The sequence below is a fragment of the Azospirillum brasilense genome (assembly GCF_003349955.1).
Taxonomy (GTDB): Bacteria; Pseudomonadota; Alphaproteobacteria; order Azospirillales; family Azospirillaceae; genus Azospirillum; species Azospirillum brasilense_B.
Genome location: NZ_QLKQ01000048.1, coordinates 1 through 13,980, shown reverse-complemented (window position 1 = coordinate 13,980; position 13,980 = coordinate 1). Strand labels below are relative to the sequence as shown.

Below are 13,980 nucleotides of genomic sequence, written 5' to 3'. Positions count from 1 at the left end.
TCATGTGGGCAGGTGAACATGGCCATTCAAATCGGCACCATCTCGCTTGAGGGTCCGGTGATCCTCGCCCCCATGTCCGGCGTCACCGATCTGCCGTTCCGGCGGCTGGTGAAGCAGTCGGGCTGCGGACTGGTCGTCTCCGAGATGGTCGCGAGCCAGGCGATGATCCGCGAGAACCGCCAGACGCTGCGCATGGTCGAGTGCGAGCCGGAGCAGTTCCCCATGGCGGTCCAACTCGCCGGCTGCGAGCCCGAGGTGATGGCCGAGGCGGCGAAGCTGAACGAGGACCGCGGGGCGGCCATCATCGACATCAACTTCGGCTGTCCGGTGAAGAAGGTGGTCAACGGCCACGCCGGCTCCTCCCTGATGCGCGACGAGGCGCTCGCCGCCCGCATCCTGGAGGCCACGGCGAAGGCGGTCTCGATCCCGGTGACGCTGAAGATGCGCAAGGGGTGGGACGACAGCAGCCTCAACGCGCCCCGTCTCGCCCGCATCGCCGAGGAATGCGGGATCAAGCTGGTCACCGTCCACGGCCGCACCCGCGAGCAGTTCTACAACGGCACCGCCGACTGGTCCTTCATCCGCTCCGTGAAGGAGGCGGTGTCGATCCCGGTGGTGGTCAACGGCGACATCACCTCCTTCGACGCCGTGGACCGCGCGCTCGCCGAGTCCGGCGCCGACGGGGTGATGATCGGACGCGGCGCCTACGGCCGCCCCTGGTTCCCCGCCCAGGTGATGCACTACATCCGCACCGGCGAGCGGTTGCCCGACCCGCCGCTCCACGAGCAGCTCGACACGCTGCTGGAGCATTACGACGCCATGCTGACCCATTACGGCGTCGAAGGCGGGCTGCGCGTCGCCCGCAAACACATCTCCTGGTACTCAACGGGCCTGCGCGACTCCGCCGAATTCCGCTCGGAGGTCAACCGCATGTCCGATCCCGAACGAGTGCGCGGCTTCATCCGCGACTTCTACGCCCCGGCGATCGAAAGGATGGCTGCCTGATGGCCCGTGCATCTGCCGCTGCGCCACTGCCCCGCCGCCCGGCGCGGCCCCGTGCGCCCTCCAGTTCCTACCGCCCCGTCCGCCCCTGCATCGATCCGTCCGTCATGCTGAACGCGCTCCCCGACCCGGTCCTGGTCGTCGACGGCTCCGGCGACATCCGCTATGTGAATCTGGAGGCGCAGGAGTTCTTCGGCCTGTCCGCCGCCATGATGGAAGGCATGCCGCTGGCCGAACTGCTGCCGCCCAACAGCCCGGTCAGCCAGTTGATCGAGCAGGTGCAGCAGGGCCGCCACCGCGCCTCGCAGGAGGGCGTCGTCATCGACACGCCGCGCATCGGCCCGCACCACGTCACCGTGCGGGTCACCGCGCTGGGCGAGCCGGCCGACCATGTGCTGCTGACGGTCAACGAGCGCACGCTGGCCCGCAAGATCGACAACTCCCTGACCCACCGCAACGCCGCCCGCTCGGTCACCGCCATGGCGTCGATGCTGGGGCACGAGGTGAAGAACCCGCTGTCGGGCATCCGCGGCGCGGCGCAGCTTCTGGAAGAGAACTGCAGCGAGTCCGACCGGGTGCTGACCCGGCTGATCTGCGACGAGGCCGACCGCATCGTCGCGCTGGTCAACCGGATGGAGGTCTTCTCCGACCAGCGCCCGCTGGAGCGCAGCGCGGTGAACATCCACACCGTTCTGGAGCATGTCCGCAAGGTGGCCCAGAGCGGCTTCGCCCGGAAGATCCGCTTCATCGAGCGTTACGACCCGTCGCTGCCGCCGGTCTATGGCAACCGCGACCAGCTCATCCAGATTTTCCTCAACCTGATTAAAAATGCGGCAGAAGCTGCACCGGAATCGGGCGGCGAGATCATACTCAGCACATCTTATCAGCACGGCGTCCGCATGGCCCTGCCCGGCGGCGACACCCGCCTGCAACTGCCGTTGCTGGTGTCCGTTCAGGATAATGGGGACGGCATACCCGATGACCTGCGTTCGAACCTGTTCGATGCCTTCATTACCACCAAGGTCAATGGGACTGGCCTGGGGCTTGCATTGGTAGCCAAAATCGTCGGCGACCACGGCGGCGTCATCGAATTTGACAGCCAGCCGCGCCGCACCGTCTTCAAGGTCTCGCTACCCATGTTCGATGAAGCGCAGATGAGCGGCGATCCTGCACCGGCCAGAGGCATCCGAGGGGCCATCGGATGAGTGCAGCCACGATCCTGGTTGCGGACGACGACCGCGCCATCCGCACCGTTCTGACCCAGGCGCTCGCCCGCCTCGGCCACGAGGTGCGCACCACCGGCAACGCCTCCACGCTCTGGCGCTGGGTGGCGGACGGGCAGGGCGACCTCATCATCACCGACGTGGTGATGCCCGACGAGAACGGGCTGGACCTGATTCCGCGGATCAAGAAGATCCGGCCCGACCTGCGCATCATCGTGATGAGCGCGCAGAACACGCTGATCACCGCCGTGAAGGCGGCGGAGCGCGGCGCCTTCGAATACCTGCCCAAGCCCTTCGACTTGAAGGAGCTGGTCTCGGTCGTCGAGCGGGCGCTGAACTCCAACACGCCGCCAGCGGCGCTGCCCGCCGACGCCGGCGAGGCGGACGAGCAGCTTCCCCTCATCGGCCGCTCGCCGGCCATGCAGGAGATCTACCGCGTCCTTGCCCGTTTGATGGGCACCGACCTGACGGTGACCATCACCGGCGAGTCGGGCACCGGCAAGGAGCTGGTGGCGCGCGCGCTTCACGACTACGGCAAGCGGCGCAACGGCCCCTTCGTCGCCATCAACATGGCGGCCATCCCGCGCGAACTGATCGAGTCCGAGCTGTTCGGCCACGAGAAGGGCGCCTTCACCGGGGCCACCAACCGCTCGACCGGCCGCTTCGAGCAGGCGCAGGGCGGCACCCTGTTCCTCGACGAGATCGGCGACATGCCGCTGGAGGCGCAGACCCGTCTGCTGCGCGTGCTGCAGGAGGGCGAGTACACCACCGTCGGCGGACGTACACCCATCAAGACGGACGTACGCATCGTCGCCGCGACCCACCGCGACCTGCGCACCCTGATCCGCCAGGGCCTGTTCCGCGAGGATCTGTTCTACCGCCTGTGCGTCGTCCCCATCCGCCTGCCGCCGCTGCGCGAACGTACGGAGGACGTGCCGCTTCTGGTCCGCCACTTCCTGAACCAGTGCTCGGCGCAGGGACTGCCGGTGAAGAGCATCGACCAGCCCGCCATGGACCGGTTGAAGCGCTACCGCTGGCCGGGCAACGTGCGCGAGCTGGAGAATCTCGTCCGCCGCCTCGCCGCGCTCTATTCGCAGGAGGTCATCGGGCTCGACGTGGTGGAGGCGGAGCTTGCCGACACCACCCCCGCCGCCCAGCCGGTGGAGGAACCGCAGGGCGAGGGCCTGTCCGCCGCCGTGGAGCGCCACCTCAAGGACTATTTCGCTGCGCACAAGGACGGCATGCCGTCGAACGGCCTGTACGACCGGGTGCTGCGCGAGGTGGAGCGGCCGCTGATCTCGCTCAGCCTCTCGGCGACGCGGGGCAACCAGATCAAGGCGGCGCAGCTTCTCGGCCTCAACCGCAACACGCTGCGCAAGAAGATCCGCGACCTCGACATCCAGGTGGTGCGCGGGCTGAAGTGATCCGGCGGCCGGCGGGGCGGCCGGGCGTCGCTCACGCCCCACAGCGTGTTGTTTTTGCGACAGGCTTTTGGCGCCTCTGCCGTTCGCGATGTTCCTTAGGGACTGTGCGAAAGGCAGAGGGGTTGCCGCTTGGCATGACGGCAACAGCTCGTGTATCATTCTGGCAACAGACTGGTTGCCGGATTGATGTCGCCCATACCCCCTGAACCCGTCACGCCGCTTTGGCAGCAGTTCCTTCGCTGGGCAACCCGGGTCGGGTTGGCGAAGCGGCTTGCCTTCGCGCTGTCGCTGGCGGCCCTGGTGGCGGGCTTCGCGACCTACACGGCGCTGACGGAGAGCGCGCCCTTCGGGGAAACCAACCCGCGCACCGTCACGTGGCTGCTGACCCTCGATCTGGCGCTGCTGCTCCTGCTCGGCGTGCTGATCGCGCGGCGGATCGTCTATCTGTGGATCGGGCGGCGGCGCGGCCTCGCCGGGTCGCAGATGCATGTGCGGCTGGTCGCGGTGTTCAGCCTGCTCGCCGTCGCGCCGGCCATCATCATGGCCATCTTCTCCACCGTCTTCTTCTATGTCGGCGTGCAGTCCTGGTTCAGCGAGCGGGTGCGCACGGCGGTGAACGAATCGCTGGCGGTCGCCAGCGCCTATCTGCACGAGCACCAGCAGAACATCCGCGCCGACGCGCTCGCCATGGCGAACGACCTGAACCAGGAGGCGGCGCGCCTCGCCAGCGACCCGGAGCGGTTCGAGCAGGTGGTCGCCACCCAGGCGATGCTGCGCGCCCTGTCCGAGGCCATCGTCTTCAACGGAACGACCGGCGCCATCGTCGCGCGCTCCGGCTACACCTTCGCTCTGGAGTTCGACCCGATCCCCGACGACAAGCTCGCCACCGCCCGCCGCGGCGAGGTGGCGATGATCGTCAGCGAGAACGACGACCGCGTCCGCGCGCTGGTCCGCCTCGACCGCTTCGCCGACACCTATCTCTATGTCGGGCGCATGGTGGAGCCGCGCGTGCTCTCGCACATGGCCTCGGCGGAAGGGGCGGTGCGGGAGTTCGGGGCGCTGGAAAGCCAGCGCGGCAGCCTGCAGATCACCTTCACTCTGATCTTCCTGGTCGTCGCCCTGCTGCTTCTGCTGGCGGCGGTGTGGGCGGGGCTGATCTTTGCGACACGGCTGGCGCGGCCGATCAGCGCCCTGATCGGCGCGGCGGAACGGGTGCGCGCCGGCGACCTGACCGTCCGGGTGACCGAACCGCCCGGCGAGGACGAGCTTGGCCTGCTGTCGCGCGCCTTCAACCGCATGACGACGGAGATCGAAAGCCAGCGGCACGAGCTTCTTTCGGCCAACCGCCTGATCGACGAGCGCCGCCGCTTCACCGAGACCGTGCTGGGCGGCGTGTCGGCGGGCGTGATCGGCTTGAACGCCGAAGGGCGCATCACCCTTCCCAACTTCTCGGCCGCGCGCCTTCTCGGCGTCGAGGACGCGGAAAGCCTGATCGGGATGAGGCTGGCCGAGCTGTCCCCCGAGATGGGGGAGCTTCTGGACCACGCGCCGGGCCGTCCGGGCCGGGTGGTGCAGGACCAGATCCAGATCCGCCGCCCCGGCACGACGCCGCTGACCCTGCTCGTCCGCATCTCCACCGAGGGGCGGGGCAGCGGGGAGATCCGCGGCTACGTCGTGACCTTCGACGACATCACCGAGCTGGTCTCCGCCCAGCGCAAGGCGGCCTGGGCCGACGTCGCCCGCCGCATCGCCCACGAGATCAAGAATCCGCTGACGCCGATCCAGCTCTCCGCCGAACGGCTGCGCCGCAAGTATCTGAAGGAGATCACCAGCGACACCGAGGTCTTCACCATGTGCACGGACACCATCGTCCGTCAGGTGGACGACATCCGGCGCATGGTGGACGAGTTCTCCGCCTTCGCGCGCATGCCGCAGCCGGTGATGAAGCCCTGCAACCTCAACGATCTCGTCCGGCAGGCGGTGTTCCTGCAATCCAGCGCGCACGCCGGCAAGATCAAGTTCGATATGGCGCTTCCGCAGGGGCCGCTGACCGTGCCCTGCGACAGCCGCCAGATCAGCCAGGCGCTGACCAACCTGCTGCAGAACGCCGCGGACGCCATCGAAGGCCGCCCGCCGCCCGCCGACGGCGCGGAGCTGCCGCCCGGCCATGTCGCCATCCGGGTCGAGGCCGATGCCGAGCGCATTGCCATGATCATCGAGGACAACGGCAAGGGCCTGCCGACCGAGGAGCGCGACCGGCTGACCGAACCCTACGTGACGACGCGTGCGAAAGGCACGGGGCTGGGGCTCGCGATCGTCAAGAAGATCATGGAGGACCATGGCGGCGTGCTGACCCTGGAGGACCGCGAAGGCGGCGGGGCGCGCGTCGGTCTGGTCATCCCCAACACGTCCACCAGTTCCGGAACGGCCGCGGGCGACGCCCCTGGCGGCGTCGGTACGCCGGCGGAGACCGGTGAAGAGAAGAGGCACGCAGCCCATGGCGCATGACATTCTGATCGTCGACGACGAAGCGGACATCCGGATGCTGATCGCCGGCATCCTGAACGACGAAGGCATGAAGACGCGCGAGGCCGCCGACGCCGATCAGGCGTTCGCCCAGGTCTCCGCGCGCCGTCCGAGCCTCGTGGTTCTGGACATCTGGCTGCAGGGCAGCCGACTTGACGGGCTTCAGATCCTCGAACAGCTGATGCGCGACCACCGGAACCTGCCGGTCATCATGATCTCGGGCCACGGCAACATCGAGACCGCGGTTTCGGCCATCAAGATCGGCGCCTACGACTTCATCGAAAAGCCCTTCAAGGCCGACCGGCTGCTGCTGATGGTGGACCGCGCCATCGAGGCCGCCCGGCTGAAGCGCGAGAACGAGGAGCTGAAGCTGCGGGCCGGCGGCGAGGTCGAACTGATCGGCCGGTCCGCCGCCGTCAACCACGTCCGCCAGAGCATCGAGAAGGTGGCGCCGACCGGCAGCCGCGTCCTCGTCACCGGCCCCGCCGGTTCCGGCAAGGAGGTGGTGGCCCGGCTGATTCACGCCCGGTCGCGCCGCGCCGGCGGTCCCTTCGTCGGGCTGAACTGCGCCACCATGCGCCCCGACCGGCTGGAGATGGAGCTGTTCGGGACCGAGGCCGGGGTGGACGGAGGCGGGCGCAAGATCGGCACCTTCGAGCAGGCGCACGGCGGCACGCTGCTGCTCGACGAGGTGGCCGACATGCCGCTGGAGACCCAGGGCAAGATCGTTCGCGCCCTGCAGGAGCAGGTGTTCGAGCGGGTCGGCGGCGGCCAGCGGGTCGAGGTCGATGTGCGCGTCGTCGCCACCTCCAACCGCGACCTCCAGGCGGAGATCGACCAGGGCCGCTTCCGTCAGGACCTGTTCTATCGTCTCGCCGTGGTGCCGATCCGCGTGCCCTCGCTGGCCGAGCGGCGCGAGGACATCCCGTTGCTGGCCCGCCACTTCATGCAGCGCTCGGCTGAGGCCGCCGGACTGCCGGCCCGCGACTTCGGTGAGGACGCCATGGCCGCGCTTCAGGCCTACGACTGGCCGGGCAACGTGCGCCAGCTGCGCAATGTGGTGGATTGGCTGCTCATCATGGCGCAGGGCGACCCCAAGGAGCCGATCCGCGCCGACCAGCTCCCGCCGGAAATCGGCGCCATCACCCCCACGGTCCTGAAATGGGACAAGGGTGGCGAGATCATGGGCCTGCCGCTCCGCGAGGCCCGCGAAGTGTTCGAGCGCGAGTATCTGCTGGCCCAGGTGACGCGCTTCGGCGGCAACATCTCCCGCACCGCCTCCTTCGTGGGTATGGAGCGTTCCGCCTTGCACCGGAAGCTGAAGTCGCTTGGCGTGCACGGCAGCGAGAAGGGCAAGCTGTTCGTCGAGTAGACTTTCCCAGCACATCGTCCAGCACGAGGCGCCGTCTTTTCTCCTGAAGCAGGCTTCCCGAGCATGTCCCGAACGCGGGCGGCATGGGAGCCTGCTTTTATTTTGTCGGGAAGCGGTGCCTGTCAGCGTGTGTCATGGATGCGTCGTCTGGAATTGTGTTTCGATAAGTCCATCATTCCCGATGCCTCTTGATGAACCATCCTGCTTTACTCAAGCGAACGTTAAATACCATTGTATTTATATATTTTGTGAAATACCGAGTAACGCTTTTGGCGTTGATTGAAGGTAATTGCCTAAATATTTATTATCTCGTGAGCGCGCTTAACAACAAACACAATTTTCTTTTATGAGGAGGAATCACAATATGGCGACCACTGCTGTCCTGACGGTCAATTACACCGACAACCAGCTTGTTGCTTATCTGAACGGCGCTCAGGTTTACAACCGCATTGGCGGTGGCGAATCGATCAACGAACAGGTCGTGCTGACCGGCAATCTCCAGCCCGGCGTGAATCAGCTTCTTCTGATCGGTGTGAACTTCAGCGGGCCGGCCCACGTCCAGGGATCGGTCAACATCGACGGCCGGTCGCAGGACTTCAACTTCGACACCCGCAAGGACGGTGCTCCGGAAGGCGTCGTCACGCAGTTCTATTACACGATCGACAACAGCTGACGCCAAGCCCGGCAGACGGGTCTCCGCCGCGCGGTGACCGACGGGGGGAGGGTGATGGGGCAGGGCGCACCCATCATCCCTCTTCCGGTCGACGTCGGCAGGTTGGCCCGTATTTCCCTTCGCGAACATAGAGTTGGTGCGTCCTGCCGCAAAATGATAAGGTCCCTGTCCTAAGTGCCTGGAAAATGGGCGGGGAAGGGTGCAAAGGCCGTGAAGGTCATCGTTTGCGGAGCCGGGCAGGTCGGCTCGAACATCGCGCGCTATCTGGCGTCCGAGGGCAACAACGTCACGGTGATCGACCATTCGCCGGAACTCATCCAGCGGATCAGCGACACGCTCGACGTGCAGGCCATGGTCGGCCACGCGTCGCACCCCGACGTGCTGGAGGCGGCGGGGGCGGGCGAGACCGACATGATCATCGCGGTCACCCAGATCGACGAGATCAACATGGTCGCCTGCGAGGTCGCGCACGCCCTGTTCAAGGTGCCGACCAAGATCGCCCGCGTGCGCAACCAGAGCTATCTGAAGCCGATCTGGGCGGACCTGTTCAGCCGCGACCACATGCCGATCGATGTCATCATCTCGCCGGAGATCGCGGTGGCGCGGGCCATCGCCCGCCGGCTCCAGGTGCCGGGCGCCTTCGACATGATCCCGCTGGCGGACGGCAAGGTCCGCGTCGTCGGCGTGCTCTGCACCGAAACCTGCCCGGTGCTGCACACGCCGCTGCGCCAATTGACCGGCCTGTTCCCCGACCTCGGGCTGGAGGTGGTGGCGATCATCCGCAACGACCGCTCCTTCATCCCCGGTGGCGACGACCAGATGCTGCCCGGCGACGAGGTCTATTTCGCCTGCGACAACCGCCATCTGAACCGCGCCATGGCCGCCTTCGGCCACGAGGAGGTGGAGGCCCGCCGCATCATCATCCTGGGCGGCGGCAACATCGGGCTCTGTCTGGCGGAGGAGCTGGAGGCGAAGCACCCCCAGGTCACCGCCCGCATCATCGAGATGAACCGCAGCCGCGCCCAGTTCGTGGCGCAGCGCCTGTCGCGCACCATGGTGCTGCACGGCGACGGGCTGGACCCGGAAATCCTGGAGGAGGCCAACGTCCGCGCCACCGAGACGGTGGTCGCCGTGACCAACGACGACGAGGGCAACATCCTCTCCTCGCTGCTCGCCAAGCGGCACGGGGCGAAGCGCGCCATCACACTGATCAACAAGGCGTCCTACACCTCGCTGGTGTCGCCGCTGGGGATCGACGCGGTGGTCAGCCCGCGCGCCATCACCGTGTCGAACATCCTCCAGCACGTCCGGCGCGGCCGCATCCGTGCGGTGCACAGCCTGCGCGACGGCTTCGCCGAGGTCATCGAGGCGGAGGCGCTGGAAACCTCCGCGGTGGTGAACACACCGCTGCGCGAGGTGAAGCTGCCCTCCGGGGTCATCGTCGGAGCGATCGTGCGCGGCGACGAGGTCATCATCCCGCGCCCGGCCACGGTGATCCGTCCAAAGGACCGCGTCATCATCCTGGCCACCGCCGGTCAGGTGAAAAAGGTGGAAAAGATGTTCGCCGTCCGGCTTGAATTCTTCTGATCGCCTCCCGTATCGTTTTTGGCACCAACAAAAAGAACCTCCATGGCTCGATGGGCATACGTCAACGGCCGTTACCTGCCGCACCGGCAGGCGGCGGTTCATGTGGAAGACCGCGGCTTCCAGTTCGCCGACGGCGTCTATGAGGTGGTCACCCTCCTCGACGGGCGCTTCGCGGACCTGGACGGCCATATGGAGCGTCTGGGCCGCAGCCTGTCGGAGCTGCGCATGGACTGGCCGGCGGCCCCGCGCGTCGTCACGATGATCGCCCACGAACTGGTGCGGCGGAACGGCGTCCGCAACGGGTCGCTGTACCTCCAGGTCACCCGCGGCGCCGCCCCGCGTGACTTCAAGTTCCCGGCGAACGTCCCCTCGACCCTGGTGATGACCGTCAAGCGGGTTAGCGCCTTCGCCAAGCCGGAGCAGCTTGAGAAGGGCGTGGCCGTGGTCACGGCGCCCGACATCCGTTGGGGCCGGTGCGACATCAAGACGGTCGGCCTGCTCGCCCCGGTGCTGGCCAAGCAGCAGGCCGCCGAATCGGGCGCCTACGAGGCGTGGCTGGTCGACGAGGACGGCACGGTGACGGAGGGCTCCTCCTCCAACGCCTGGATCGTCACGCAGGACGGCGTGCTGGTGACCCGCGCCCCGTCGCAAAAGATCCTCAACGGCATCACCCGCCAGTCGCTCCTGCGGCTGGCCGGGGAGCGCGGCATCCCGGTGGAGGAGCGCAGCTTCACGGTGGCGGAGGCGCTCGCCGCCCGCGAGGCCTTCGTGTCCTCGGCCGGCACCTTCGCTCTGCCGGTGACCCGCATCGACGGCAAGCCGGTGGGCGAGGGCAGGCCGGGGCCGGTCACCCGGATGCTGCGGCAGGCCTATCTCGATTACGTGGCCGCCGGGGTGCCGTCATGAGCGACGCCGCCGCCGCCGTCATCGACCGTCTGCCCGTTCTGCCGCGCGCCGTCCTCTACGACTGGGACAACACGCTGGTCGACAACTGGGGCACCGTGCGCGCCGCGCTGAACCACGCCCTGGTCACCTTCGGCCATCCGGCCTGGACCGAGGAGGAGGCGCGGGAGCGCATCAAGCAGTCGCTGCGCGACAGTTTCCCCCGCATCTTCGGCGAGCGCTGGACCGACGCGCGCGACCTTTTCTACGCCTATTTCGAGGCGCATCACCTGGAGCATCTCCGGCCCCTGCCAGGCGCGGAATCCCTGCTGCGCGGCTTCGCCGAGCGCGGGATCTATCAGGCGGTGGTGTCGAACAAGACCGGCCGTTTCCTGCGGGCGGAAGCCGACGCGCTGGGCTGGACCGGATTTTTCGGCCGTCTGGTCGGTGCCCATGACGCCGAATTCGACAAGCCGCACAGCGCGCCGGTGCTGATGGCTCTGGAACCGGCGAACATTCCGCCGGGCCCGGACGTCTGGTTCGTGGGGGACGCCGACATCGACATGGAATGTGCCCATGGCGCGGGAATGGTCCCGGTGCTAATAGGGGCGGGCGAGGGCAGCGGCTTCACCCGCTTCCCTCCGGCCCATCGGTACGACACGTGCCATGCATTGTGCGGCTTGGTGGGCAGCGGTGGTGACACCATATCGGATGACCAGTAGTCGAGACGGTTGCGACCAACCATGACCTTATCGCTGCAGGGGGCGGGCTTCCAACAAGGGGCCCCAAAAAACACTGAAGAAGGGGGCGACATAAAATGTCTGAAAAAAGCCAAAATGTGCAGGACGTGTTCCTCAACCACGTCCGCAAGAACAAGACTCCCGTGACCGTGTTCCTCGTGAACGGTGTTAAACTTCAGGGAATCATCACCTGGTTCGACAACTTCTCGGTACTGCTGCGGCGCGATGCGCATTCGCAGCTCGTCTACAAGCACGCCATCTCCACCGTGATGCCCGCGCATCCGATCCAACTTTTCGAGCCGCCCAAGGAAGGTGAAAACGTCTGATTTTTCGACCAATGGCAACGGCCGGACGCCTGATGCCTCCGGCCGCGCCATCGTGGTCCACCCCGTCCTCCGCAATGAGGCGGACGGGGTCCTGCGCCATCCCGAATCCTGCCTGGACGAGGCGGTGGGCCTTGCCCGCGCCATCGATCTGGAGGTCGTGCACGCCGAATGCGCGCGGGTGAACCGCCCGCAGCCTTCGATCCTACTCGGGTCGGGGACGGTGGAGCATTTTGCCCAGATCGTGGAGGAGACGGAGGCGTCCCTCGTCATCCTCGACCACGCGCTGTCGCCGGTGCAGCAGCGCAATCTGGAAAAAGCCCTCAAGGTCAAGGTCATCGACCGCACCGGCCTGATCCTGGAGATCTTCGGCGCCCGCGCCCGCACGCGCGAAGGCATGCTCCAGGTCGAGCTGGCTGCCCTGACCTACCAGAAATCGCGCCTCGTCCGTTCCTGGACCCACCTGGAACGCCAGCGCGGCGGCTTCGGCTTCCTCGGCGGTCCCGGCGAATCCCAGCTTGAGATGGACCGCCGCCTGATCGGCGACCGCATCGTCAAGATCAAGAAGGAGCTGGAGGAGGTCCGCCGCACCCGCGGCTTGCACCGCAAGGCCCGCGCCAAGGTGCCGTACCCGGTGGTGGCTCTGGTCGGCTACACCAACGCCGGCAAGTCGACGCTGTTCAACCGGCTGGCCAACGCCGACGTCTTCGCCAAGGACCTGCTGTTCGCCACGCTGGACCCGACGATGCGTCAGGTGACCCTGCCGTCCGGCCGCAAGGTGATCCTGTCGGACACGGTGGGTTTCATCTCCGACCTGCCGCACGGCCTCGTCGCCGCCTTCCGCGCCACGCTGGAGGAGGTCGACGCCGCCGACATCATCCTGCACGTCCGCGACGTCTCCCACCAGGACAGCGAGGCCCAGAAGGCCGACGTGCACGAGGTCATGAGCGACATGGGCATCGACCCGGACGCCGACGACCGCGTGATCGAGGTGCTGAACAAGATCGACGCGCTCGACGAGGAATCCCGCGAGGCGATCCTGGCCCAGACGGCCCGCAACCCGCGCGCCGTGGCGGTGTCCGCCCTGTCGGGGGCGGGGATCGCCGATCTCGACCGGCTGCTCGACCAGCGGATGAACGCCCACCGCCATGTGGTGGACCTGTCCGTGGAGTTGGGGGACGGGGCGGCGCTCGCGTGGCTCTATGAAAAAGGTGAGGTGTTGGAACGGCGGGACGACGAGGTCCAGGCCCACATCCAGGTGGCCATCGACCCGGCGGATCTGGCCCGTTTCGAGAAACGGTTCGTGCACGGCTGATCTTTCGCCATAAAGGAGTTGGGCGCGTCATAATTCGTTCGTGCACATGCGACGACATGACGCGCCCGATTTCAGACCCGGCCTACGACGTCCGAGGTGTAGCCTTTTCCCAACGCGCCCCCGATATTCGACATGGGGAGCCGATGGGTTATCCCCGGGAGGAGGCCCGCCTATGCGTTTGCAGACCGATCCAACACACTTTTCGATCACCGCCTTCCTGGCCGATCAGGTGACCCTGGTCGCCCGGCAGGAGCAGTTGTCGCCCGGTGCCGCGGTGCTGCGCATCCAGGAGCTGTCGCGCGACAACGCCGGCCGCGCCCGTCTTCTGGAAATCATCAGCGACGCCTGGCGCAAGGAAACCAACCCGACGGAAAGCAGCAAGATTGCCGCCCTGCGGTCCGAACTGGCCGCTTGGGCGCTGCACGCCACCCCGAGCGACAGCCTGCCGCGCTCCTGACGGAGGCGGGTGTGCCGGGGCAAGGATTTGTCCGTGGCTATGCAGCGGGCAGGGCGCCATAATGGACGCTCGGCCCGCTTTCTTTTTCCGGATTCCCTTGCGCGTCCCGATCGCTCTCCTGTCCCTGGCGTTTCTGGCCTTCGCGGGCACCGCCGCCACCGCCGCCGAGCGGGTGTTGCCACCGGGATTCGTGGAGGAGCCGCCGGTCGCACCGGAAGACCCTCTGCCGCCGGAGCCCGCGGCGTTTCCGCCCGCCCCGTTCAGCCCGCTGGTCGTGGCGCCGGACCCGAAGGAGCTGCTGAAAGCCTGCAAGGAAGCCACCTTCACCGACTGTTTCCGCCTGTGGCGTCCGCCCCCGCCGCCGCCCAAGGAGGAGACGCGCGAGGCGCGCGACACGCCGCAGTCCCCGCCCGATCCGAACGCGCCGCGCAAGCCGCCGGAACCCGGTCCACTGAC

12 protein-coding genes and 1 pseudogene are annotated in these 13,980 nt (G+C 67.2%); all 13 read left to right on the top strand.

Annotated elements, in window-relative coordinates:
* Positions 1-18: 18 nt before the first annotated feature.
* Positions 19-1,005 carry a tRNA dihydrouridine synthase DusB gene (gene dusB, locus DXK32_RS20220; protein WP_114860148.1) on the top strand — a complete coding sequence of 329 codons (987 nt, stop codon included), beginning with the start codon at positions 19-21 and terminating at the stop codon, positions 1,003-1,005.
* Entirely contained in the window at positions 1,005-2,207 is a 1,203-nt protein-coding gene (locus tag DXK32_RS20215; protein ID WP_114860147.1) for a two-component system sensor histidine kinase NtrB, read from the top strand. Before dusB ends, DXK32_RS20215 begins: the two co-directional genes overlap by 1 nt.
* Complete coding sequence (gene ntrC, locus DXK32_RS20210; RefSeq protein ID WP_014197046.1) at positions 2,204-3,649, top strand: nitrogen regulation protein NR(I); 1,446 nt, start codon at positions 2,204-2,206, stop codon at positions 3,647-3,649. The genes DXK32_RS20215 and ntrC overlap by 4 nt, the downstream gene beginning before the upstream one ends.
* 186 nt (positions 3,650-3,835) lie before the next feature.
* On the top strand, positions 3,836-6,157 hold the full coding sequence (locus tag DXK32_RS20205) for a sensor histidine kinase (RefSeq protein ID WP_114860146.1): 2,322 nt from the start codon (positions 3,836-3,838) through the stop codon (positions 6,155-6,157).
* The gene (locus DXK32_RS20200; protein WP_114860145.1) at positions 6,147-7,547 is read left to right on the top strand and encodes a sigma-54-dependent transcriptional regulator; all 1,401 of its coding nucleotides are present in this window, start codon (positions 6,147-6,149) and stop codon (positions 7,545-7,547) included. The genes DXK32_RS20205 and DXK32_RS20200 overlap by 11 nt, the downstream gene beginning before the upstream one ends.
* A 364-nt stretch (positions 7,548-7,911) precedes the next feature.
* Complete coding sequence (locus DXK32_RS20195; RefSeq protein ID WP_114860144.1) at positions 7,912-8,220, top strand: hypothetical protein; 309 nt, start codon at positions 7,912-7,914, stop codon at positions 8,218-8,220.
* Positions 8,221-8,430: 210 nt separating this feature from the next.
* Positions 8,431-9,807 (top strand): Trk system potassium transporter TrkA, encoded by a 1,377-nt coding sequence (gene trkA / locus DXK32_RS20190; RefSeq protein WP_114860143.1) that lies wholly within the window; start codon positions 8,431-8,433, stop codon positions 9,805-9,807.
* A 42-nt stretch (positions 9,808-9,849) separates the two neighbouring features.
* A complete protein-coding gene (locus DXK32_RS20185) occupies positions 9,850-10,713 on the top strand; it encodes a D-amino-acid transaminase (RefSeq protein ID WP_114860142.1) in 864 nt (287 codons plus the stop codon).
* Positions 10,710-11,411: an HAD family hydrolase gene (locus tag DXK32_RS20180; RefSeq protein WP_114860141.1), complete on the top strand. Its 702-nt coding sequence runs from the start codon at positions 10,710-10,712 to the stop codon at positions 11,409-11,411. The genes DXK32_RS20185 and DXK32_RS20180 overlap by 4 nt, the downstream gene beginning before the upstream one ends.
* A 95-nt stretch (positions 11,412-11,506) precedes the next feature.
* Entirely contained in the window at positions 11,507-11,755 is a 249-nt protein-coding gene (gene hfq, locus DXK32_RS20175) for an RNA chaperone Hfq (protein WP_035675971.1), read from the top strand.
* A 52-nt stretch (positions 11,756-11,807) separates the two neighbouring features.
* Positions 11,808-13,067: a GTPase HflX gene (gene hflX, locus DXK32_RS20170; protein WP_114860140.1), complete on the top strand. Its 1,260-nt coding sequence runs from the start codon at positions 11,808-11,810 to the stop codon at positions 13,065-13,067.
* A 172-nt stretch (positions 13,068-13,239) separates the two neighbouring features.
* The gene (locus DXK32_RS20165) at positions 13,240-13,524 is read left to right on the top strand and encodes a hypothetical protein (protein WP_035675976.1); all 285 of its coding nucleotides are present in this window, start codon (positions 13,240-13,242) and stop codon (positions 13,522-13,524) included.
* A gap of 97 nt (positions 13,525-13,621) precedes the next feature.
* Positions 13,622-13,980 (top strand): annotated as a pseudogene (locus tag DXK32_RS20160) (hypothetical protein); the annotation flags it as partial.